The organism is Pelomonas lactea, from assembly GCF_043555885.1.
In the GTDB taxonomy this organism is placed as follows: Bacteria; Pseudomonadota; Gammaproteobacteria; order Burkholderiales; family Burkholderiaceae_C; genus Pelomonas; species Pelomonas lactea.
In genome coordinates this window covers 902333-923812 of sequence record NZ_JBIGHX010000001.1, presented here as the reverse complement: position 1 = coordinate 923812, position 21480 = coordinate 902333, and the positions used below count along the sequence as shown (strand labels likewise).

Here is a 21480-nt window from a genome sequence, read left to right as displayed (position 1 = left end):
AACGCCGTGATGCTGTCCCTGTTCTCCTCGTCGCTGGGCGCGCTGCTGCGCCAGGCCCAGCCCGGTGCCGCGTTCGACGAGACGCCGCCCGAAGCCGGCACCACCGAGCAGGATTGGCGCGGCGCCTACCTGCGCACCCAGGCGCAGGAGCCGCAGCCCGAGCCACCGCTGCTGCCCGTGGGCCCGCGTGGTGACGCCCCCCGGTTGCCCGCGCCGCCGCCCGACGTGCCGGCCGCCGCGGCGCTGCCGCCCACGCCCACCGTGCAGCGCGTGCAGGCGCTGCTGGCGCAGACACCGGCCGCGCCGCAGCGGGTGTGGCAGGTCGAGCTGCCGTCGGCCGGCGCTGGCTGGCAGCTGCGCGTGGAGCAGGCTCAGCCGCAGGCGCCGCTGCTGCTGGACCTGCGCGTGCCGGCCGTGCTGCAGCCGCAGGCGCGGCGTCAGCTGGCCGACCTGGACAAGCGCCTGCGCGACACCGGCCACGATGTGCTGTCCTCACGCCTGCAGCCGGCCGTGGCCGGGCGGCTGCGCCGCGTCGACGAGGTGCAGCCATGAGCGGCATCGCGGCCATCCAGGCCATCAATCCCGCCGAGTCCGTGCAGGCGTGGCTGCAGGCCGCTGCCGCCAGCGAGGCCGAGGTGGCGGCGCTGGCGCAGGCGCCGGAGCTGCCGCAGGCGGCGTTGTCGCTGCCCGGCCCGATCGGCGAGGCCAGCGCCGCGCCGCCGTCCACCCTGCTCGCGCAGGCGCCGGACGCTGCGGCCGCGGTGCAGCCGCTGGCACCCGCGCTGCTGACGCCGCTGGCGCTGCAGCAAGGCCCCGAGCTGCGCTGGCGCGTGCAGGACGCCGCCGCGTGGCGCGCGCTGTTTGCCGCGGCAGGTGAGGACGACACGGCGGATGCATCGCCCGCCGAGCCCGACGCGCACGCGCCGGCGCCGGCCGAGGACATTCCCGCCTGGGCCCAGGCGCTGCTGGCCCGGCTGCGCGACGCGGCCGAGGCACCCGCTTCCGCCGCGTCGCTGCGGCCGGCGCTGCAGGCCTGGCGCGCCGGCCTGCCGGTGCTGCTGGCCAGCCCGGTGGGCCTGGCCAGCCTGCAGCCCAGCCGTGACGGCGCCAGCTGGTGCTGGCGGCGCTGGCCCGCGCGCTGGCGCCAGGCGCGCCCGGCCACCGGCGAGCGCTGGTGGGCCGTGCGGCTGGGCCTGGGCGCGCAGGGCCGCCCGCGCACGCTGCGCGAGCTGGCCGGCGCACAGCGGCCGGTGCCGGGCCAGGTGAGCTGCGAGCTGCGGCTGGACGGCACCGCGCCCGGCATCGCGCAGTGGGCCGAGGTGCTGGTGCAGGCCCCGTCCAGCGCCAGCCTGCGCGGGCTGCTGGGTGCGCGGCCGTCGCTGACCTGGCTGTTGTGCAACGACGCGCTGTGGCCGCGGGAGCCTGCATGAACCGCTTTGACACCGACCTGCTGCATGCGCTGGGCGATCTGGACGACGCGCTGGCCGTGCTGGACGGCGAGTTCCTCGTCGCGCTGAACGCGCCCATGCAGGCGCTGCTGCCCGGCGACGCCGGCGGGCTGGCAGCCGACTGGGCGCAGGCGCTGCAGGGCCTGGCCAGCGCGCTGGCCGCGCCGCTGGGCGAGCGCCGCCGCTGCGGCGTCAGCGGCGAGTACCTGGCCCAGCGCGTGGCGCTGGATGCGCGCCACGTGCTGCTGCGCCTGGTGGACGACCGCGAGCGGCTGCACCACCTGCAGCGCCAGCTCGACGACCGCGAAGGCCTGCTGTTCACGTCGCGCTCGCTGACCGTCAGCGAGATGGGCAGCGTGCTGGCCCACGAGCTGAACCAGCCTATCGGCGCCACGGCCAACCTGCTGCGCGGCCTGAAGCTGCGCCTGGCGCGCCGCCACCCCGACAGCACCGACGAACTCGCCGCGCTGGACAAGGCCGTGGCGCAGATTGCGTACGCCAGCCAGATCATCGGCCGCGTGCGCGAGTACACGCAGTCGCGCCAGCCCAAGGCCGAGCGGCTGGACCTGGGCGCGCTGGTGCACCAGAGCCTGGCGCTGCTGGACTGGGACCTGCAGCGCGAGGCCGTGCAGCTGGCGCTGCGCCTGCCCGACGCGCCCGTGCCCGTGCAGGGCGACGCCGTGATGCTGCAGCAGGTGCTCATCAACCTGCTGCGCAACGCGCTCGACGCGCTGCGGCTGGACCGGCCGGACGCACCGCTCATCGACATCGAGCTGCGCGTGGAGGCCGGCCGCGCCGAGCTGCGCGTGGGCGACAACGGCCCCGGCATCACGCCGCAGACCGAAGCCAGGCTGTTCCTGCCGTTCAGCTCCACCAAGCCCAACGGCATGGGGCTGGGCCTGTCCATCTGCCGCTCGCTGATCGAGATGCACCAGGGGCGCCTCTGGTTCACGCGGCGCGACGCGGGCGGCTGCTGCTTCCATTTCGCGTTGCCGGTGCTGGCCGCCGCAACGCCCCCGACCTTGGAGAAGACCGCATGACCCCTCGCCAGATCTACGTGGTGGACGACAACCACGAGTTCCGTGACTCGCTGCGCTTCTGGCTGGAAGGCTTCGGCTGCCAGGTGCGCGACTGGGGCGACCCGCGCGACGCGCTGCAGTCGCTGGCCCGTGTGGCCGTGGGCACCACCTGGCCCGAGTCCACCTGCCTGATGCTGGACGTGCGCATGCCCGAGCTGTCGGGGCTGGACCTGCACGACGCGCTGCGCGAGCGCGGCATCCACCTGCCCGTCATCTACATGAGCGGCCATGCCGACGTGCCGCTGGCCGTGGCCGCGATGCAGAAGCGCGGCGCGGTGTCGCTGCTGGAGAAGCCGCTGGACGACGCGGCGCTCAGCGCGGCGCTGGACCGCGCCTTTGCCCCCACCGACGTGGACCTGGGCGACGACACCGACGTGGAAGGCTCGCGCGAGGAGTTCGAGCGCCGGCTGCAGCTGCTGTCGCCGCGCGAGCGCCAGGTGCTGTCGCTGGTCGTCAAGGGGCTGATGAACAAGCACATCGCCGACGAGATCAAGCTGTCGCTGAAGAGCGTGGAGCTGTACCGCTCGCGCGGCATGCGCAAGATGAAGTGCCGCTCGGTGACGGAGCTGACCCGCATGATGGTCAGCCGCCGGGCATGACTGTGAGCCCCTCGCCCGGTCTTGCCCCGCTGAACGCGGGCCAGCCCAGTCGGTCTTGCAGACCGCGCAGCCGACGAAGCGGCTGCTCGTCGGCAGGCACGGCAAGTCCACGGGACTTGCCGGGTCCGGCCTCAGCCCCCGAGGGGACGGCGATGCGCGCGGCATTGAGCCGCCCGCACATCGCCCGCCGGGCCGGCTTGGGGCGGCACGGCGCTCGGCCCGAATGCGCGGGCATCCCTTGTGAACAGGGAGAACCGAGATGAGCTCGATCCCGCAGGCGTTTGCCCGCGCGACCCACTGGCAATTCACCAGCGGGCCGGCGCACCTGGCCATCCGTGCCGATGACGTCGCGCCGGGCGAGCTGCCGCCCTGCGCGGCCGAGGCGGCCGTGGTGCTGGACCTGGCCGGCGAGCTGCTGGATGCGCTGGCCGCGGCCGGCCTCGTGGTGGACGCGCCGTGGCAGTGGCTGGACGTCGACCGCGTTGAGTCACCCGGGGTCGCCCAGGCCCGCTGGCATGGGCTCGCGGCCGAGGCCCGGCTCGCGCTGCCGTGGCCGGCGTTGCGTGCGCTGCCCACCGCGCCCGACGTGCCCGGCCTGCTGTGGGAGCCCGTGCCGGCCGAATGCGTGCTGGCTCAATGGTCGCTCGGCGATGACGACCTGGCCGCGCTCGAACCCGGCGGCCTGCTGCTGCTGGAAGCCCCCGCGGCACAGCGCCTGCGCGCACGCGCCGAGGTGGCAGGCGCCGACGAGCTGCCGTGGCAGCTGGTGGCGCGCTGGGAGCAACCCCTCGCGCTGGAGACCGTGCTGGGCTGGGGCGCCCCAGCGCCGTTCGCCCCTGTGGCCTGCCAGCTCATCCACACCGCGCAACCCGACGTCGTGCGCGCCCGCGGCCGCCTGCTGCCCTGGGGTACCGGGCACGCCATGCGAATCGACTCCGTCTGATGGATCTCAGCACCTTCACCCCGGCCTCGGCCCTCATCACCGTCGTCCTGCTGGCGCTGGCGCCGTTCGTGGCCGTCATGGTCACGTCGTTCACGAAGCTGGTCGTCGTGCTCAGCCTGCTGCGCAACGCGATGGGCCTGCAGCAGGTGCCGCCCAACGTCGTCATGAACGGCCTGGCGCTGATCCTCAGCGTCTACGTGATGTACCCGGTGGGCGTGCAGATGCAGGAGCGGCTGGCGGACATGCCCGCCACGTCCAAGGCGTCCACCAGCCAGCTCGTCGCCGCGGCCGACACCGCCAAGGAGCCGCTGCGCGACTTCCTCATCAGGCACAGCCGGCCGCTGGAGCGCACGTTCTTCCTGAAGACCGCGCAGCGCAGCCTCAAGCCCGAGCAGGCCCAGGCGCTGACCGAGCGCGACTTCCTCGTCATCGTGCCGGCCTTCACGGTCAGCGAGCTGACGGTGGCGTTCGAGATCGGCTTCCTGATCTTCCTGCCCTTCCTCGTCATCGACCTCGTCATCGCCAACATCCTGATGGCCATGGGCATGCAGATGCTGTCGCCCACCACCGTGTCGCTGCCGTTCAAGCTGCTGCTGTTCGTGCTGATCGACGGCTGGGTCAAGCTCACCCACGGCCTCGTGCTGACCTACCAGACATGAGGCCCCTCGTCCAAGGCTTACCTTGGCCTATCCCCCGAGGGGATGGCGATGCTTGCCGGATTGACCGGCAAGCACATCGCCAGGCGGCCCGGCGCTCGGCCCGAAACACTTCTCGAATGGAACCGACGTGAACAGCGAAGTCATCCAACTCACGCAGCAGGCGCTGTGGCTGGTGCTGCTGCTGTCGGCGCCGCCCATCCTCGTGGCGGCCGTCGTCGGCCTGCTGATCGCCTTCATCCAGGCGGCCACGCAGCTGCAGGAGCAGACGGTGCAGTACGTGGCCAAGTTCTTCGCCATCGTCGTCACGCTCTTCATCACCGCCGCGCTGCTGGGCGGCAGCCTGTACCGGCTGGGGGACAAGGTGTTCAGCGAGTTCCCCGGCCTCGTCAGGATCAACCGCTGATGCTGGAGTTCTGGCTCGGTCACCCCACCGACGCCGCGCTGATGATGGGCCTGTGCACGATGCGGGTGTCGGTGGCGTTGCTGCTGGTGCCGCTGTTCACGCAGGACCTCATCCCCGCGCTGATCCGCAACGCCATGTTCCTGGCGCTGGGGCTGCTGGGCCTGCTGGTGCAGGACATCAAGCCCATGGCGCTGGGCGGCTGGCAGTGGGCCCAGCTGTACGGCCGCGAGGCCCTGCTGGGCGCGGGGCTGGGCTTCCTGTACGCCGGCATGATGTGGTCGTTCGAGATGGCGGGCCAGCTCATCGACAACAAGGTGGGCGCCACGCAGGCGCAGGTGATGGACCCGCTGTCGGGCCACCAGACCTCGCTGACCGGCGCCTTCCTGGCGCGGCTGGCGAGCTGGGTGTTCATGGCCTGCGGCGGCTTCCTGCTGTTCGCCGCTACGCTGCTGGACAGCTTCGCGATGTGGCCGCTGCACGGCAGCTGGCAGCTGCTGCCGGCCGGCCGGCTCGCGTTCGAGGCCGAGCTGGGCCGCATGCTGCGCCTGGCGCTGATGATTGCCGCGCCGTCACTGGTGCTGCTGTACCTGGTGGACGGCGTGCTGGGCCTGGTCAACCGCTTCGCGCAGCAGCTCAACGTGTTCAGCCTGTCGATGTCGCTGAAGGCCGTGGTGGGCCACCTCGTGCTGCTGCTGCAGCTGGGCGGCCTGGTGGCACTGCTGAACGAGGACCTGCTGGCGCGGCCGGGCATCGTGCGCGACGTGCTGCGGCGGCTGTTCGCTTGACCCGCCGACTGCGGCCGACCCTAGCGCCGCCATCAGCCGCAATAGCGGCGCCCGCAATTGCCCCGCGCGCGGCGCTGTCCTGAAATGCAGGCATCCAGCATCACCGCACCGGGGTTCCCATGATCAGCCTGACCCGCGCCTCTTCCTCCGCTCCCGCCGCCGGCCCCGGCGCCCTGGCCGCCGACGGCCCCGGCGTCGTCGTGCAGCGCGGCGACAGCCTGCACCGCATCGCCGCCGAGCATGGCGTGTCGCTGCAGGCGCTGCTTGCGGCCAACCCGCAGCTGCGCAACCCCGATGTGATCTACCCGGGCATGCGGCTGCAGCTGCCCGACACCGGCCGCTACGTCGTGCGCCCCGGCGACACGCTGCACGCCATCGCCCGCGAGCTGGGGGTCTCGCAGCGCGCGCTGCAGGCCGCCAACCCGCAGCTGCGCAACCCCGACGTCATCCACGTGGGCGACTCGCTGAGGCTGCCGGCGCAGCGCGGCGCCAGCGCGCCCGCACCGCAGCCGCCCGCGGCCGGCCCGGGGCTGCTGGCCCGGCTGGCCGAGTTCTGGTCGCTGCTGCCGCTGCCGACGCATCCGCGCGCCCCGGCCACGGCGCCCACCGCGGCGCCGCGCCGCGAGCCCGCCGCCCCGGAGGCTGCCCGGCCGGCTGCCCCCGCCGGTGCCGCCGGCTTCGAGGCCCACAACGCGCGCGACCGCCGCTGGCTGGCGCAGCGCGACACGCTGGTCGACGCGGCCCGCCGCGCCGACGTGGACCCCGGTGTCGTCGCGATGATTGCCAACTTCGAGTCCGGCTTCCGCACCGACGCGCGGCCGGTCGCGCGTGATGCCTCGCGCAACACCGTGCGCCAGTTCGACGGCACGATGGCGCTCAGCACCGCCCACGGCCTGGGCCAGTTCACCGACGGCACCTGGCGCCAGATGCTGCGCACGCACGGCGCCGAGTACGGCATTGCCGACGCCGCCACGCTCACCACGGCCGAGGCCAACGCGCACCGCAACGACGCCGGCCTGCAGGCCGCCATGCTGGCCGAGTTCACGCATGACAACGTCGCCACCGGCCGGCGCCTGGGCGGCGCCGACGACGTCGCCAACGTCTACGCGCTGCACAATCTCGGCGGTGGCGACGGCGCAACCTTCCTGCGCGCGCTGGCCGCCGACCCCACCACCCGCGTCGACGACGTGCTCTCCAACGCCGTCATCCGCAACAACAGCTCTCTTTATGGCGATGGCAGCATCACGGTCCAGGCCGCCTACGAACGCATGGGCGACGCCATGCGCGCCGGCCAGCGTTACGCAGACGATGCGCGGCAGCCGCGCTAACGCCCTGCTGGCACTGGGCCTGCTGCTGGTGGCCGCCGTGCCGGCCCAGGCGCAGTACGCACGGGCGCAGGCCACCTACCGCTCCAGCGAGCTGGAGGTGCGCGTGGTGGTGCTGGACGTGGCGGGTGGTGACGCCGCCGCCAGCGCCACCGTCACGCAGGGCGCCTGTTCCGCCAGCGTCGCGGGGCAGGGGCAGCTGCGCAAGCGCACGCTGGTGCTCACCCCGCACGTGAAGCAGCCCGGCAGCGAGAGCTGCCGCGTGGTGCTGAGCTTCGACGACCGCTGGACCCGCGTCACCGCGCGCAGCGAGGGCGACTGCAGCGGCTACGGCGGCGCCGCCTGCGAATGGGCCGGGCAGGGCGCTGCCCGCACCGCCGACTGACGAATTAGGGGCAGCCGCAGTCGCCAGCGCGGCCCGGTATCCCTAAGCTGAACGCACTTCCACCCACTTCCCGACGGCCATGATCGGCGCGCCCCTGTCACCCACCGCCTCGCTGTTCTCCGCAGCGCCCCTGCGTCCGCTGGGTGCGCCCGCCGCGCCGGCGCGCACCGGCGAACCGGCCTGGCTGGACGGCCTGGGCGCCGCCGGGGGCGCCACGCTGCGTGCCGACGTGGCGCCGGACGCCCAGCGGCTGACCGTGCAGCAGCACGCCGAACGCGTGCTCGCCGCCCTCGTTGCCTGAGCTGCAGGCCCAGCCGCGTTGGGCCGACGCGGCGCAGGCGCTCATCAGCGGCTGCGTCGACCTCGGGCCCCGCCAGGACGGCGCCGTCGCGCTGATGGAAACCGTCTGCCTGGGCCTGGGCGACCAGCTCTACCCGGCCTTCCTGCGCGTGCTGGCCGAGGTGAACCAGCGCGGCGAGTACGCCGCCCGTGCGGCCGTGGCGCAGACGCTGATGCAGGCCCTCAGCCAGGGCCGCCTGCCCAGCGGCTCGCGCGCGGCCTGGGGCGCGCACCAGCCCGGCGCCCAGCGCCGCAGCCTCGGCCCCATCGAATACCTGTGCCTGGCCGCCTGGCCACAACAGCGCGGCCCGGCCGAGCTGCGGGCGGAGCAGTTCCAGACGCTGGCCAGCGCCGTGCTGGAGCTGATGGACTGCGACGCCGACGCGCGCCGGCTCTACGCCGACCACCTCGGCGCCGTGGCCGACGACCCGCTGGACGGCACCATGCCCCGCGAGGTGCGCGCCGCACTGCGCGCGCTGGCGCAACGCTGGCGCAGCCACCCGGACGCCGGCCAGGCCTGCGCGGCCTTCACGGACGCGGTGCTTCGCGCGCGCTGATCAAACGGCCGGGGCGTTCGCGGGCACGGGCTCGGCGCTGCTGTTTGTTGAGGCGCTGTGGCGTGCGACGGGCGGGGGCGGTTGTTTCCGGCCTGGAGTGGGCCGATGACGACGGCCGCTTGCGGGCGACCCTCTATCTGCCGCCCGCCGGCCCGGCGGCGTGCAGGCAATTCAGGGTTAGCGCCAATGCCGGCGCCCCAAGGCAGGGAGCATTTCCCTCGGCCTGGCACGCCATACTCGCGCCAGGCCAGCGCCCATCCTGGGTTCACCATTCCGATAGACCCGCCACTGGCGCACGTCCTGAGGGCTCGGCTCGAAGTGCAAAGACCAAGACACACCACCACCCGAGGACGTCCCGTCAAAAGGCTGGCGAGCATCGCGCGGCAAGGCCGGGAGACCGCTCACCCGCGCACCCTCCTCGCCGGCCATGGCCACTGCCATCCGGCGGGTCGGCGGGGGATGGGCTGCCTTGCTGGGGCGTTTGACCATGCGCCCGAGCTTATGCGGATCGTTAACGATTCGCCTACAACACGTTAAAGCGCATGGAACAACCGACCACGGCACAACTCCTGCAGGCGTGGAAGCAGCTGCCCGAGTCCATCCGCTATCAGCCGGCGACGCAGCCGCAGATTGACGCTTTCGAGAGCCAACACGGCCCTATCCCGCCGACGTATCGCGAGTTCTTGTTGCAGTTCGGCGGCGGAGCGGTGGGGAGCGAGTGGTTGGATGGCGTCGATCAGCTCGCTAATACGCACGCCAAATTCCGGCGCGAGCGGAGCCTGCACGCGTGGCGACTTGACGATGCGTTCGTCATTGGCTGGGATGGCGCGGGAAATCCGTTGGCAATTAGCCGCGAGGGCGCGGTGGTCGTAGAAGACCATAACTTTGGCGGCGTGCATCGGCTGGCCTCATCTCTCATGGCCTATGTGGCGAGAGGGCTCGGCCATGCGCTTTAACCTGCCGTTGGAGCGGACCGCCTACGGCGACCGCTCATCTTCACGTTGAACTGCAACTTGAAGACGCTGATCGTCAGTGCCGAATTTCGTTTGGTCGTTTCGATGAGCGACCTGATGACAGGGTCGTCGGTTTCCGATGAGCCGGAGGCGAATCATCCAAAGCTGCAGGCCGTTTTTGATGCGCTGGGGGCCTGTGTCGACCTTGTGCCGCTCGCCAATGCCTATTTCAGTGACTGCACTCGTGCTGGCCGCGGTGATGTTCATGTATTTGACTGGGCCAACAGCGACGGCAACGCAGTAGCCATCGACACCTACAACGATCCGACGGATCAGCTGGACTTGATCGAGTTGTTCATCAGGTGCTCGGGCAGCAGGATCGGCGAAGTTGCTGGACGCATTTGGTCTTACTTCAATGCCTGTGAGATCCAGGTCGGCGCTTCTCAGCAAGCCGTTTGCGAGCGGCTGCGCAACGCGCTTGATGGCAGTCAGTTTCCGCGCCTGGTCGGCAACAGCGGCTTTTCACAGCGCCAGATTCGGCACACTGTCGTTCAACCGTTTGCTGCAGCTGACGCCGTTGCCGCCCGCTGAGCGCGAACGTCGGGCGACCGCTTCCCGGCAAGCGGCTTGAGGCAGGCGACCGTCGACTCAGGGGCATTCGCCGTCAGCCGTCATCCAGCTCGACCGCCCCCGGATCGCCCACTTCACCAGCCCGGCGATGTCGTTGATGCCCAGCTTCTTCATCAGTCGGCTGCGGTAGGTGTCCACGGACTTCGGCGACAGGGGCGGTGTCTTGCCGACGACCTGCTGGCCCGCGGCTTCGAGCACGAGGCGCGGGGCGTCGCGCAGGATGGCGTGGTGGTCAATCAGGGAGAGGTGGCTCGTCGACCGGCGGCATCCAGGTGAGGGCGACGATGCTGGCCTGGCCCGCGGTGTCGTCCACGTGCAGGCTGGCGCCGATGGCCAGCGCGCGCTCGCGCATGCCCACCGGCCTCGGCGCCTGCGCCGCGGGGGCGCCGCCTTCACCGGTGACCTGCAGCTCCAGCAAGCCATCGTCGCCGTCCAGGTTGACGTGGACGGTGGCGCAGCCCTCGCCGTGCAGCGCGCGCTGCAGCGCCTCACGGACGATCATGAAGGCGGCGTATTCCACGTCGGCCGGCCAGCGCTGCAGCTGTGCGGTGCCCGCCACCCGCAGTGCCACGCGCGGGTCGCCGCTGGCGCCCTGTTGCTGGCGGATCTCGTTGTCCAGCGCGGCGGCCAGGCCCAGCTCGTCCAGCAGCGGCGGGCTCAGCTCGGCGAGCATGGCGCGCACCTGCCGGTTGGCCAGCACGACGAGGTGGGTGATGCGTGCCTCCATGTCGCCCTGCGCCGGCGTGGCGGCCCCGCGGCAGGCCTCCCAGTGCAGGCGCAGCGCGGCCAGCGTCTGGCCCAGCTCGTCGTGCAGCGTGTGGGCCAGGCGGCGGCTGGTCTGGCGCTCCTGTTCGAGCAGGCGGCGGCTGAGCCGGGCCAGCTCGTCGGGCGTGGGGCCGGCCGGCGCGTTCATGCGGCGCGCCGCACTCCGAGGTGGCGGCGCACGCACCCGGGCGCCGGGCGCTGCTGCCGGGGGATGGGACCGTGGTCGCGCATGGCTCGTCTCCTGTCGTGGCCAGGCTCCGACTGTCCACGTTTCCACGCGGCCCTGCCACGCATCCGGTGTAGGGGATTCTTGTCAGTCGCTCGGGTGGCGGCGGCCGGAAGCGCCCGCCCGCCGCGCGCGGCGCTCAGTGCGTCGCGGCGGCGGCGTCGCGTTCGGCGGCGTCCTGGGCGCGGCGCTCGTCCAGCCGCGTGGCCAGCCGCTGCACCTGCTGGATGGACAGCAGGTGGGCGTAGACCCAGCCCAGCCAGCCGCGGGCGGCCAGGTCCTGCAGCGTGGCGCCGTCCAGCGCGCGCAGCTTGGCCTCGTTGACGGTCTTGAAGCCGCGCAGCGTGCTCTTCTGGCCGTCCAGCGTGTACTCGATGACGCCGTCCTGCAGCAGCTCCAGCGCGGCCAGGTGGTTGGCGAACTCGCGGCTGGCCGTCATCTCCTGGCGGAAGCTGAGCAGGAAGCGCTTGATTTCTTCCAGCCACGGCGTCTCGCGGCCTTCGGCGTCGAACAGCGCCTCGCCCCTGTCGGCGTTCAGGCCGGCGCAGGCGCGGTCCAGGCAGACGGTGAAGTTGGCGTCGCCGTCGGCCTCGGCCAGCACGAAGGGGTAGCGGCGGAAGAACGCCGGCAGGTAGGCGCCGCGCGCCCAGCCGCCGTCGGGCTGCACGAACAGGTTCTCGTGGTCGCGCAGGCCCACGAGGGCCGCCAGGCTGTGGCCGTCGGCCGCGGCGACGAACACGCAGGGGAAGTCCAGCGCCGCCAGCGGCAGCTCGCTGCCGGCGATCAGCACCGAGTTGGTGCCGCGCGCGAACGCGAAGGGCTGGGCCGGCGGCGCCAGCTTCAGCGTGCGGTGCTGGTCGCGGTTCAGGGCCACGAGGTCGTCGTAGATGAGCAGGGTCTTCATGGTGCGGCGCGGGGCTGGGGGGAAACGTGATTCTGCTGAAACCGTGCCGCCGCGCGCAGCGGCTGTCCCCCGTTCGTGGGAGCCGCGCGGCGGCTGCGGGGCGGCGGCTGTAGGCCGGCGCCGACGGGTGCCGGCGGGAAGGTCGAACGGCGCGTGTGCTTGTCCGATGGGCATCGCCGCCTCGGGCCGACAACCGGCGCGGCGGCCGCCGCCCATCATCACTTCACCCCTCCCGCCGATGTCCTTGCCGCCATGACACCCCGCCCGCTCATCGCCGCACTCATCTGCCTGGCCTGCGCCGCCGCGGCTCAGGCGCAGCACGTGACCTACACCGGCGCCACGACGAGCGCCGCGCTGGCCGGCCAGGCGGCCACGCTGACGGCGTCTGCCGCGCCCGACCCCGAGCTGAACTGGCGCGACCCGCAGTGGCTGGCGCGCCAGCGCGAGCGCTCCCGCTGGCGCTACCAGGTCGGCCTGGAACAGCAAGTGCGCTCGCCGGTGCAACTGGGCCCCCAGGCTGCGGTGCGGGAAGCGTTGTGGGCCGGCGTGAGCTACAGCTTGACCCAGCGCCTGAGCGGTGGTGTGGAGGCGCCGGTCTGGCAGCGCGACACGGGCTGGGCATCCCGCATGGCGTTCGAGCGCTCCAAGACGGAAGGTGTGGCCGGCCTGCGCGGCGCGTTCAGCTACCAGCTGGGCAGGCAGAGTCGGCTGATGCTCAAGCCCCAGGCGCGCCGCGTGACGCTGACCTACGCCGCCACCTGGTGAGGCCGGGCCGCGGCGTTCACGCGGCGTCCCGGGGCGCGGCCCGCGGGCCATGCCGCAACGTGAGCAGCGTGCCCAGCGTGAGCGCCACGACGGCGAAGCCGGGGCCGCCCAGCGCACCGAGGCGGTCCACCAGCAGCCCGCCGCCGACGGCGCCGCTGGCGATGGCCGCCTGGAAGGCCGCCACCAGCAGGCCGCCGGCGCCCTCGGCCTGGTCGGGTGCGGCGCGCACGATCCAGGTCTGGAAGCCCACCGGCAGCGCGCCAAACGCGAAGCCCCACAGGGCAACGGCGACGGCCGTGACGGGCACCGAGTCGCCGGCCACCAGCAGCAGCCCGGCGAGCAGGGCGATCAGCGCGCCGCCTGCCACGATGGCCTGGCGCTCGCTGCGCCCGGCCAGCCAGCCGCCGGCGACGTTGCCGAAGAAGCCGCCCACGCCGTAGCCCAGCAACACGGCCGAGATGGTGCCGACCGAGAGGTGCGTGACCTGCTCCATCAGCGGCCGGATGTAGGTGAACCCGGCGAAGTGGCCGCTGACGACCAGCAGCACCGCCAGCAGCGCCATGCGCACCTGCGGGCGGCGCAGCAGTTCGCCCAGCACGCGCAGGTCCGGCCTGTCGCGCGGCGGCAGCGCCGGCAGCGTGAGCGCCTGCACGGCCAGCGTGACGAGGCTGACGGTGCCGGCCGCGATGAAGGCGCTGCGCCAGCCCCACAGGTCGCCCATCCACGCGCCCACCGGGGCCGCGCAGACGGTGGCCACCGACACGCCCGCAAGGATGACGGACATCGCCCGCGCGAACTGAGGCCCGGGCACCAGCCGCATCGCCAGCGCCGCCGACATGGACCAGAAACCGCCCAGCGCGACGCCGAGCATCACACGTGCTACGAGCAGCATCGGCAGGCTGCCGGCCGTGGCGGCGATCGCGTTGGACAGCAGCAGCAGCCCCGTGAATGCCAGCATGACGACGCGGCGGTCCAACCGGCGCGTCAGCAGCGGCAGCGTGGGCGCCGCGACGGCGCCCACCAGCGCCGTGGCCGTCACCGCCTGGCCAGCAGCACCGTCGCTGACGCCAAGGTCGGCTGCCATGGCCGTCAGCAGGCTGGCGGGCAGGAACTCGGCCATGACGAGGCCGAACACGCCCATCGTCAGCGACGCCACGGCGGGCCAGCGGGCGGCGGTTGTCGTGGCGGTCTGGGGCGCCGCAGCGGCGGCGGCGCTGGCGCCACCGTCGAGGCCGCGGGAGCAGGAAGAGGAGGACACCGAAGAGACCCTGAGTGGCTGACGGCGTCATGCTAGGGCTAGCATTTGGGCGTTTCCATGCCGAAAGAGCCTGAATGCTTGACGATTTCTCCAGTGTGACCGCGCTGGCCGGCCCCGACACGTTGACTCAGGTGTTGCTGGGCCTGCGACTGGACGGCGTGGAGTACGGCCGCTGCCTGATGCGCGGGCCCTGGGCGTTGGCCTTTCCGGCACAGGCGGCGGCGCGATTTCACTTCCTCGCCAGCGGCGCCGCCTGGCTGCGTACGGCGGGCACGGACTGGGTGAGGCTCAAGCCCGGCGACGCGGTGCTGCTGCCGCACGGCAGCTTTCACATCCTGGCCAGCTCGCCCGACGTGCCGACGGTGGACATCGACTCGCTCGCCCGCGTGGCCGTGGCCGACAACCTCTATCTCGTCGGCGCGCCATCCGGCGGCGGCGCCGAGGGCAGCGTGCCGGCCGATGTGATGTTCTCCGGCACGCTGCGCTTCAACCTCGATCCGCTGCATCCGCTGATCGCAATGATGCCGCCCGTCATGCTGACCGGCGATCTCGCCGCAAGGGACGCCACGGTGCCCGCGCTGCTGGACGCGATGGAACGCGAGGTGGCGCTGGACCGCATCGGCGCCTGCGGCATCCTCGCGCGGCTGGCCGATGCGCTGGCGGCCAGCATCATCCGCGCCTGGGTGGAGTGCGGCTGCAATGACGCCACCGGCTGGGTGGCCGCCGTGCGCTGCCCCAGGATCGGCAAGGTCATCGCCGCCATCCACGCCGACCCCGAGGGCGACTGGAGTGTGGCGCGGATGGCCGGGCTGATGGGCGCGTCGCGATCGCGCTTCGCCGATGCGTTCACGCGCACGCTGGGCGAGAGCCCGGCCCGTTACGTCGCCAAGGTCAAGATGTTCCAGGCGCGGCGCTGGATCGCGCAGGACGGCATGCGCGTGGCGACCGCGGCCGAGCGCCTGGGCTATGAATCCGAGGCCTCGTTCAGTCGCGCATTCAAGCGCGTCATCGGCCATGCGCCGAGCCTGGCCCGGTCCGGGTGAGGCCACCAGCAAAAAGGCCCGGGGCGTGTGCCTCGGGCCTTTGCTGGCTGGACGCGTGCGGCGTGATCAGCGGCGCTGGTTGCGCAGTCGCGAGACGACGAACAGCAGGCCGGCGGCGAACAGCGCGTAGGTTTCGGGTTCCGGCACGGGGGCCAGCAGCTCGGCGCCCACCAGCGTGCGCGTCACGGTCGGGGCCAGGTCGACGACCTCGTTGTGCACGCCATAAAGGCTGGACGACACATACAGATTGAAGCTGCTCAGGTTGACATTGCTGCCCGCGAACACGGCCACTTCGAAGCTCTTGGGCGTGCCGGCGTCCAGGCTCGCCGACGTGTAGGCGCCGCTGGCGAAGCTGCTGGTCAGGGCATCGGTGCTGCTCGACGCGCCCAGCAGCGACCAGGTGGTGCTGCCACCCCAACGCACATAGAACGACGGCAGCGTCGGCACGCTGCTGCCGAACGGCGACGTCTCGGGCGTGTAGGTGCCCACGCTGGACAGCGACAGCTGCGCGTTGATGGCCTGCGTGGCGTTGAGCGTGCCGGCGAACGTCACGAACTCGTTGCCCGGCGTGTTGCCGGTCAGGCTCTGCGACCAGGAGAAGCCGTCCAGCGAGCCGACGGTGTCGGTGCGCTTGGTGTTGACCGTGGTCACCTCGTACACATAGGCCTGGCCTGCGCTGGTGGGCGTCGGTGCGATGACGACGTCCTTCTCGGTCTTGGTCGTGGTCGTCGACGCGTAGGTGCTGTTCGTGACGACGTTGTTCGTCGTGGCCGACGTGGTGGCGGCGCCGGCGGCCGACACGCCGTTGAACGCGGCCGCGCCCGGCGTGACGGTGACAACCGCAGCAGAGGCGGCGGAGGCCCCCAGCAGCGCTGCGGCGGCCAGGGCGGACGTGAGGATGGTGTTGATTCGCATGGGTTCCCCCCTAAACAATCTGTTGATCTTGTGAGCGCGGCAGGATAGGGGAGGTCGCTGCCGATTTCGTCACGCGGCCCCCTGCAGGTCGGGGGTTTCTACTGAGGAAATCCTCCCTTTCGGGGGGCGGCGCGGTTCATGGCCGTTGCGCGCGCATGCGCAGACCCACGAACAGCAGGCCGGCGAGGATGAGCGCATAGGTCTCGGGTTCGGGCACCGGCGCCGGCAGCCTGGCGCCGGCGGGCCTGGGGGCGGGGTTGGCAGTCAGGTTCGCCACACCGGCCGCCGACGCGCCGCCGAACGTGGCCGTGTCCGGCGCCGCCGTCAGCACCGTGGCGGACGCCGCGGCGCTGCCCAGCAGGGCGGCCGCAGCCAGGGCAGCAAGGGTCTTCGCATGCATGGGGTCCTCCTTCCGTGGGGCCTGGATGGGTTTGTGCAGTGCAACAAGCTGCTTCCATGCCAGCCGGCGGGCGGAACCCCGTGAATGGGTGGGCGCCCCGGGGGAGCGCGGGGTGGGCCGGCGGTGCAGGCCGCCGGGACGCCGGCGCGCGGCGCCCCTGTGTGGGGCGCGGGGAGTGCGGATGGTGCGGACCCTGCCACGGCGGGCGGCTGTGCCAGCCGCAGCCGCCCAGCAAAAAGGCCCGCGACGCACAGCGCCGCGGGCCTTTTGTTGACAAACGTCCTGGGGGTACTTTTTAGAACGGGATGTCGTCGTCCATGTCGTCGAAGCCGGTCGACGCCTTGGGCGCCGGAGCCGGGGCGCGCTGGGGCGCCGGGCGGGCCGCAGCCGGGCGGGCTGCCGGGCGGCCGCCGCCGAAGTCGTCGCCGCCGGCATCGCCACCGCGGCTGTAGCCACCGCCGCCGCCGCCAGCGCCACGGCTGTAGCCGCCACCGCCGCCTTCGTCACCGCCACCACCGTCACGGCCGCCGAGCAGCTGCATCTCTTGCGCAATGATCTCGGTCGTGTAGGTGTCACGGCCTTCCTTGTCCTGCCACTTGCGCGTCTTCAGGCGGCCCTCGACGTACAGCGGGCGGCCCTTCTTCACGTACTCGCCGACGATCTCGGCCAGGCGGTCGTTGAAGACGACGCGGTGCCATTCGGTCTCTTCCTGGCGCTCGCCCGTCTCGCGGTTCTTCCAGTTGCGGGTCGTGGCGATGCTCACGGTGCACCAGGCGCCACCGCTGGGGTTGTAGCGGACCTCGGGGTCTTTGCCGACGTTGCCGATGATGATGACTTTGTTGACGCTGGCCATGACGCTCGCCTGAATTTCGATGGGGAAGGGCGCGAATTATGCCGGGCGGGGTTTGCCGCCCCTGTCAGCAACACCCCGCAGACCGCATCCCGCACCCCGGCCCCCGCACTTTGTCTCCCCGCCCTGCGGGCGGGCGCCGGCCGTCCCTAAGATGAAAGCCATGACCACGCCGGCCCCCCGTCACCGCAACCGCCGCCTCTGGGCGTCGTACGCCGGTGCCTGCGTGCTGGCCTGGTGCCTGTTCGTGCTGGCCGGCAGCGAGTTCGACCGCGGCCTGGACCCGTTCTGGCTGGCCGTCTACCAGGCCACCACCATGCTGTGGGCGCCCATGCTGCTGGGCATCGCCGTGTGGCCGGTGGCGCGCCGCCTGCATGCCAGCGACGCGACCGGCTCGGCCAACGCGATGGCCCACATCCTGGCGGCGGTGGCGTTCTCGGCGCTGTGGCAGGCGGGCGAGTTCGGCGTCAACGCCGTGCTGTTCGGCGCCGACCACGCCGGCGCCGTGCTCGTGGCCGGGCTGCTGTGGCGCACGGTGTGGGGGCTGGTGCTGTACGCGGCCATCGCCACCGCCTTCACGGCCGTGCTGCAGGCGCGCGCGGCGCGGGCGGCGGCCGTCGCCACGGCGCAGGCCGAGAGCGCGCTGGCCAAGGCCGAGCTGTCGGCCATCAGCGGCAAGCTGAACCCGCATTTCCTGTTCAACACGCTGAACTCGCTGATCGCGCTGACGCGCAAGGACCCCGCCGGCGCCGAGGCCGCGCTGCTGAAGTTCGCGTCCATGCTGCGCTACGTGCTGGACACCAAGCGCGGCGCCGAGGACCGCGTCATGCTGTCCGACGAGATCGACTTCCTGCGCGACTACCTCGCGCTGGAGGCGCTCCGCCTGGGCCAGCGCCTGCGCGTGGACTGGCAGCTGGAGGAGCGCGTGCTGGCCGACGAGCTGCCGCCGCTCACGCTCCAGCCGCTGGTCGAGAACTCCATCCTGCACGCCGTGGCGCCGCGCAAGGCCGGCGGCACCGTCACCATCACCGCGCGCCGCAATGCGCTCAACCAGGGCCTGGAGCTGGCCGTGGCCGACGACGGCCCCGGCTGCGAGCCCGACGCGCTGGAACCCAGGCCCGGCCAGCGCCGCGGCGTGGGCCTGGCGGCGCTGAGGAAGCGCTTCGCGCTGGACTATGGCGGCCAGGCCCGGTTGCGCATCCATACCGCCCCCGGCGCTGGCTTCCGCGTCGACCTCTTCATCCCACAGACATGACCACCACCGTTCTCATCGCCGAAGACGAACCGCTGGCCGCCGAGGCGCTGGCCGACTGGGTCAAGGCCACACCGGGCCTGCAGCTGGTGGCTGTCTGCGAGGACGGCGAGGACGCGCTGGAGAAGATCCGCGCGCTGCGGCCCGCGCTGGTGCTGACCGACATCCAGATGCCGGGCCTGACCGGCCTGCAGGTGGTGCAGGCGCTGCAGGGCGACGCGCACCAGCCGCGCATCATCTTCACGACCGCCTACGACCAGCACGCGCTGACCGCCTTCGAGCTGCACGCGGTGGACTACCTGCTCAAGCCCTTCTCGCGCGAGCGCTTCGACGAGGCCGTGGCGCACGCGCTGCGCGGCGCCGCGCCCAGCACGGCCGAGGTCGCGCAGGCGCTGGGCGCCCCGCACGACGCGCCGCTGACCCGCCTGCTGGTGCGCGACCAGGGCAAGATCTTCCCGCTGCAGGTGGCCGACATCGAGTGCCTGCGCTCCGACAACAAGTACACCGCCATCACCGCCAGGGGCCGCAGCTTCCTCGTGCGCCTGCCCATCGCCGACTTCGAGACCCGGCTGGACCCGGCGCGCTTCCTGCGCGTGCAGCGCGGCTGCATCGTCAACCTGGACTTCGTCGACAGCCTGACGCCCGACGAGAACTCGCAGCTCGTCGTGCAGCTGCGCGACGGCACGCGCATCACGGCCAACCGCGAGGTGTCCAAGATGCTGCGGGAGCAGTCGCTATGAGGAACGCGCCCCTCGCCCAGTCTTGCCGCGCTGAACGCCGGCCAGCCCGATCGGTCCCCCGAGGGGACGAGGCTGCCCACGGCCTTGAGCCGCAGGCCGCCTCAGGGCGGGCCGCCTGGGCAGCGGCCCGGCGCGTGGTCCGCCATGCGCTGCTGCTGGCGCTTGGCGTCGCGGCGGGCGCCGCGCTCGCGCAGACCCCGCCCGCCCCGCCCGCCGCGCCCGCGCAGCCCGCCCCGGCGGCCGCGCCGCAGCCCCCCGTGCCGCCGCTGCCGCCGGGGCCCGGCAAGGTCTACGCGCCGGGCGAGTTCGACCGCCTGGAGCTGGCCGGCGCCGCCCGCGTCGTGCTGGTGCAGGGCGAGCGCGACCAGGCCTTCGTTGCCGGCGACGCCGAGGCGCAGAAGGGCGTGGAGGTGGAGCTGCTGGACCGCATGCTGGTCATCCGCCCCGGCGGCGGCTGGAAGTTCTGGCACAGCGGCAAACTGTTCGTGCAGGTGGAGGTTCGCCAGCTGCGCCAGTTGTCGGTCTCCGGCGCCAGCGACGTGCACGCGCCCGGCCCGCTGCGCACCGACCAGCTCAAGCTGACCATCAGCGGCGCCGGCGCCGTGCGGCTGGACCAGGTGCAGGCCCGCCAGCTCACCTTTGGCATCAGCGGCGCCGGCGACGGCCAGCTGGGCGGCCGCGTGGACGAGCTGGCGCTGCAGATCTCCGGCAAGGGCAAGGTCGTCGCCGACCGCCTGCAGGCGCAGAAGGCCCGCGTCAACGTCAGCGGCCTGGGCAACGTCGTGCTGTGGGTGACGGACGACCTCGCCGCCCACATCTCCGGCATCGGCACGGTGGACTACTTCGGCAACCCCAGCGTGCAGCGGTCGGTGTCGGGGATGGGGACGATCTCGGGCAAGGGCGAGAAGCGCTGAGCGTTTGGGGGCGCTGGGGGCAGGTTTGAGACGCGGTCCCAAGTTCCGCGGCAATCCAAGAACAGTATTCCGATGAGGTTCTGTGGCTAAAAGCCATGCTGACAGGGCGTACCGTGGCCGGCGTTCCTGGGCGCTGCTTGACGCAGCCGGTCCCGGCCGGCGCGGTACCTTGATGGCGCAGTGAGGAGCGTTCTTGGGCAGAAAAACTGGGGCTGAGGTGGCGAGATCTCAAAAATCAGGGCCGATTCTCGAATCTATACCCTGCCGCGTCATTGCCGGGGGCGAACGCCGGGATGGTTCTGCGCGGCTTGTCGTCAAGTTGGCCACTTCAGGCTTGGATTTTGTCTTTGAGGTTTGACCCCGATCTTGCTGATTTTTGGGAGAGCAGCATGACGCTATTTGCTTCATTCACAGCGAGTGAGGTGGACATTCCGCGCATCGATCTCCATCTCGGGGCCATGTTTTGCACGCCACGAAGCAAGGCATTGCGGCACGCTGTGGAGATATTCAGAAAACTCGCACTCGCTGTACCTCTACTCGGCGTCCTTGCTGGCTGCAGTGCTGGCGTACCTTTTGGGCCGGAAGCCGAGGCCCGCAGAGCCGCACAGGAACGCTACGCCAAAGCCAAGGCGCTGTTCGAGGAGCGGTGCAAAACAGCGGGTGTGGTCATCAGGCGCACGGTCACCGATGTGGAAGGGATCGAGCTGACGAAGATCCGGCAGCCGATTCCCTGGGGCGGAAGAGAATATTTCGATCCGATGTATCCCGAGGCGGCACTTGCGGTTGAGTATCGCGGCAATGACTATATCAATCAGTTCCTGATGACGGAGTCCATTGATTGGCGAGATCCGCAGGAGCGCGGCACCCTCAATACGCCTGATTTCGATGCGGGCTCCAAGTACCCGCTGAAGCGTGGCTATCGCTTTATCGAGTATCTGGATCCGGGAAAAGGGAGCCGATTTCGCGCGCAACTTGATTCATATCCGCCAGGTACAAACCTCTGGGGGAAGTCGCCCAAGCTGATCGCCATAGCTTCCTCTGCGACGCAGTACGCGTTGGACTACGAAGACATCGTGAATCCAGAGGATCGGCAGCTGTGGGTAGCGGGAACCGTATTGAAAGTCGTTGATAAGCAAACAGGTGAGGTGATTGCGCAGCTCACACGTTACATATGGGACTCCGGATTCGGTGCGACTTCGACAAGCCGAAGGCCTTGGGAGCACGCCGGCAGCAGAAGATCGCAGATATGCCCTTCAATCCCGGGGGCCGCGCAAGATACCAGTCGCAAATTCGTTGATGCCGTCCTCATTCCAAAACAGGGAGACTGATTCATGTCCAACAAC

General features: G+C 71.6%; 27 protein-coding genes. 20 read left to right on the top strand and 7 right to left on the bottom strand.

The window, feature by feature from the left end; translation table 11 throughout:
• Positions 1-9 precede the first annotated feature (9 nt).
• The 14 genes from ACG04Q_RS04175 (at position 10) to ACG04Q_RS04110 (ending at position 10066) form a co-directional block, all read left to right on the top strand.
• The gene (locus ACG04Q_RS04175; RefSeq protein ID WP_394509575.1) at positions 10-552 is read left to right on the top strand and encodes a hypothetical protein; all 543 of its coding nucleotides are present in this window, start codon (positions 10-12) and stop codon (positions 550-552) included.
• Positions 549-1430: a hypothetical protein gene (locus ACG04Q_RS04170; protein ID WP_394509574.1), complete on the top strand. Its 882-nt coding sequence runs from the start codon at positions 549-551 to the stop codon at positions 1428-1430. The genes ACG04Q_RS04175 and ACG04Q_RS04170 overlap by 4 nt, the downstream gene beginning before the upstream one ends.
• On the top strand, positions 1427-2488 hold the full coding sequence (locus ACG04Q_RS04165; RefSeq protein ID WP_394509573.1) for a sensor histidine kinase: 1062 nt from the start codon (positions 1427-1429) through the stop codon (positions 2486-2488). The genes ACG04Q_RS04170 and ACG04Q_RS04165 overlap by 4 nt, the downstream gene beginning before the upstream one ends.
• Complete coding sequence (locus ACG04Q_RS04160; protein ID WP_394509572.1) at positions 2485-3126, top strand: response regulator transcription factor; 642 nt, start codon at positions 2485-2487, stop codon at positions 3124-3126. The genes ACG04Q_RS04165 and ACG04Q_RS04160 overlap by 4 nt, the downstream gene beginning before the upstream one ends.
• A gap of 259 nt (positions 3127-3385) precedes the next feature.
• Positions 3386-4069: a hypothetical protein gene (locus ACG04Q_RS04155; protein WP_394509571.1), complete on the top strand. Its 684-nt coding sequence runs from the start codon at positions 3386-3388 to the stop codon at positions 4067-4069.
• On the top strand, positions 4069-4728 hold the full coding sequence (gene sctR / locus ACG04Q_RS04150) for a type III secretion system export apparatus subunit SctR (protein WP_394509570.1): 660 nt from the start codon (positions 4069-4071) through the stop codon (positions 4726-4728). Before ACG04Q_RS04155 ends, sctR begins: the two co-directional genes overlap by 1 nt.
• A 127-nt stretch (positions 4729-4855) precedes the next feature.
• Complete coding sequence (gene sctS / locus ACG04Q_RS04145) at positions 4856-5131, top strand: type III secretion system export apparatus subunit SctS (protein ID WP_394509569.1); 276 nt, start codon at positions 4856-4858, stop codon at positions 5129-5131.
• On the top strand, positions 5131-5916 hold the full coding sequence (gene sctT, locus ACG04Q_RS04140; protein ID WP_394509568.1) for a type III secretion system export apparatus subunit SctT: 786 nt from the start codon (positions 5131-5133) through the stop codon (positions 5914-5916). Before sctS ends, sctT begins: the two co-directional genes overlap by 1 nt.
• A gap of 119 nt (positions 5917-6035) precedes the next feature.
• Positions 6036-7244: a LysM peptidoglycan-binding domain-containing protein gene (locus ACG04Q_RS04135; protein ID WP_394509566.1), complete on the top strand. Its 1209-nt coding sequence runs from the start codon at positions 6036-6038 to the stop codon at positions 7242-7244.
• The gene (locus ACG04Q_RS04130) at positions 7225-7626 is read left to right on the top strand and encodes a hypothetical protein (protein WP_394509564.1); all 402 of its coding nucleotides are present in this window, start codon (positions 7225-7227) and stop codon (positions 7624-7626) included. Before ACG04Q_RS04135 ends, ACG04Q_RS04130 begins: the two co-directional genes overlap by 20 nt.
• Before the next feature lie 79 nt (positions 7627-7705).
• On the top strand, positions 7706-7927 hold the full coding sequence (locus ACG04Q_RS04125; protein WP_394509562.1) for a hypothetical protein: 222 nt from the start codon (positions 7706-7708) through the stop codon (positions 7925-7927).
• Positions 7920-8522: a hypothetical protein gene (locus ACG04Q_RS04120; RefSeq protein WP_394509561.1), complete on the top strand. Its 603-nt coding sequence runs from the start codon at positions 7920-7922 to the stop codon at positions 8520-8522. The genes ACG04Q_RS04125 and ACG04Q_RS04120 overlap by 8 nt, the downstream gene beginning before the upstream one ends.
• Positions 8523-9064: 542 nt before the next feature.
• Positions 9065-9478 carry an SMI1/KNR4 family protein gene (locus ACG04Q_RS04115; RefSeq protein WP_394509560.1) on the top strand — a complete coding sequence of 138 codons (414 nt, stop codon included), beginning with the start codon at positions 9065-9067 and terminating at the stop codon, positions 9476-9478.
• Between the two features lie 57 nt (positions 9479-9535).
• Positions 9536-10066, top strand: coding sequence for a hypothetical protein (locus ACG04Q_RS04110; RefSeq protein ID WP_394509559.1), 531 nt, complete (start codon positions 9536-9538; stop codon positions 10064-10066).
• A 57-nt stretch (positions 10067-10123) separates the two neighbouring features.
• Here the strand turns inward: ACG04Q_RS04110 and ACG04Q_RS04105 are convergent, their stop codons facing one another.
• From ACG04Q_RS04105 to ACG04Q_RS04095, 3 genes are all read right to left on the bottom strand, one after another.
• On the bottom strand, positions 10124-10303 hold the full coding sequence (locus ACG04Q_RS04105; protein ID WP_394509558.1) for a helix-turn-helix domain-containing protein: 180 nt from the start codon (positions 10301-10303) through the stop codon (positions 10124-10126).
• A 34-nt stretch (positions 10304-10337) separates the two neighbouring features.
• Entirely contained in the window at positions 10338-11018 is a 681-nt protein-coding gene (locus tag ACG04Q_RS04100; protein WP_394509557.1) for a sensor histidine kinase, read from the bottom strand.
• A 217-nt stretch (positions 11019-11235) separates the two neighbouring features.
• Positions 11236-12000, bottom strand: coding sequence for a SapC family protein (locus tag ACG04Q_RS04095; protein ID WP_394509556.1), 765 nt, complete (start codon positions 11998-12000; stop codon positions 11236-11238).
• Positions 12001-12252: 252 nt separating this feature from the next.
• On the opposite strand from ACG04Q_RS04095, the gene ACG04Q_RS04090 reads away from it, so the two are divergent.
• Positions 12253-12765, top strand: coding sequence for a hypothetical protein (locus ACG04Q_RS04090; RefSeq protein WP_394509555.1), 513 nt, complete (start codon positions 12253-12255; stop codon positions 12763-12765).
• 16 nt (positions 12766-12781) lie between these two features.
• Here the strand turns inward: ACG04Q_RS04090 and ACG04Q_RS04085 are convergent, their stop codons facing one another.
• Complete coding sequence (locus ACG04Q_RS04085; RefSeq protein WP_394509554.1) at positions 12782-14023, bottom strand: MFS transporter; 1242 nt, start codon at positions 14021-14023, stop codon at positions 12782-12784.
• A 74-nt stretch (positions 14024-14097) separates the two neighbouring features.
• Between ACG04Q_RS04085 and ACG04Q_RS04080 the strand changes: the two genes are divergently transcribed.
• On the top strand, positions 14098-15066 hold the full coding sequence (locus ACG04Q_RS04080; RefSeq protein WP_394509552.1) for an AraC family transcriptional regulator: 969 nt from the start codon (positions 14098-14100) through the stop codon (positions 15064-15066).
• Positions 15067-15132: 66 nt separating this feature from the next.
• Here the strand turns inward: ACG04Q_RS04080 and ACG04Q_RS04075 are convergent, their stop codons facing one another.
• The 3 genes from ACG04Q_RS04075 to ssb form a co-directional block, all read right to left on the bottom strand.
• Positions 15133-15981, bottom strand: coding sequence for a PEP-CTERM sorting domain-containing protein (locus ACG04Q_RS04075; RefSeq protein WP_394509551.1), 849 nt, complete (start codon positions 15979-15981; stop codon positions 15133-15135).
• A 136-nt stretch (positions 15982-16117) separates the two neighbouring features.
• Positions 16118-16381 carry a PEP-CTERM sorting domain-containing protein gene (locus ACG04Q_RS04070; RefSeq protein WP_394509550.1) on the bottom strand — a complete coding sequence of 88 codons (264 nt, stop codon included), beginning with the start codon at positions 16379-16381 and terminating at the stop codon, positions 16118-16120.
• Between the two features lie 295 nt (positions 16382-16676).
• Positions 16677-17234 (bottom strand): single-stranded DNA-binding protein, encoded by a 558-nt coding sequence (gene ssb / locus ACG04Q_RS04065; RefSeq protein ID WP_394509549.1) that lies wholly within the window; start codon positions 17232-17234, stop codon positions 16677-16679.
• Between the two features lie 160 nt (positions 17235-17394).
• Between ssb and ACG04Q_RS04060 the strand changes: the two genes are divergently transcribed.
• From ACG04Q_RS04060 to ACG04Q_RS04045, 4 genes are all read left to right on the top strand, one after another.
• Positions 17395-18486 carry a sensor histidine kinase gene (locus ACG04Q_RS04060; protein WP_394509547.1) on the top strand — a complete coding sequence of 364 codons (1092 nt, stop codon included), beginning with the start codon at positions 17395-17397 and terminating at the stop codon, positions 18484-18486.
• Positions 18483-19223 (top strand): LytR/AlgR family response regulator transcription factor, encoded by a 741-nt coding sequence (locus ACG04Q_RS04055; protein WP_394509546.1) that lies wholly within the window; start codon positions 18483-18485, stop codon positions 19221-19223. Before ACG04Q_RS04060 ends, ACG04Q_RS04055 begins: the two co-directional genes overlap by 4 nt.
• Before the next feature lie 134 nt (positions 19224-19357).
• Positions 19358-20137, top strand: coding sequence for a head GIN domain-containing protein (locus ACG04Q_RS04050; RefSeq protein ID WP_394509545.1), 780 nt, complete (start codon positions 19358-19360; stop codon positions 20135-20137).
• A gap of 293 nt (positions 20138-20430) precedes the next feature.
• A complete protein-coding gene (locus ACG04Q_RS04045) occupies positions 20431-21465 on the top strand; it encodes a hypothetical protein (RefSeq protein ID WP_394509544.1) in 1035 nt (344 codons plus the stop codon).
• Positions 21466-21480 lie beyond the last annotated feature (15 nt).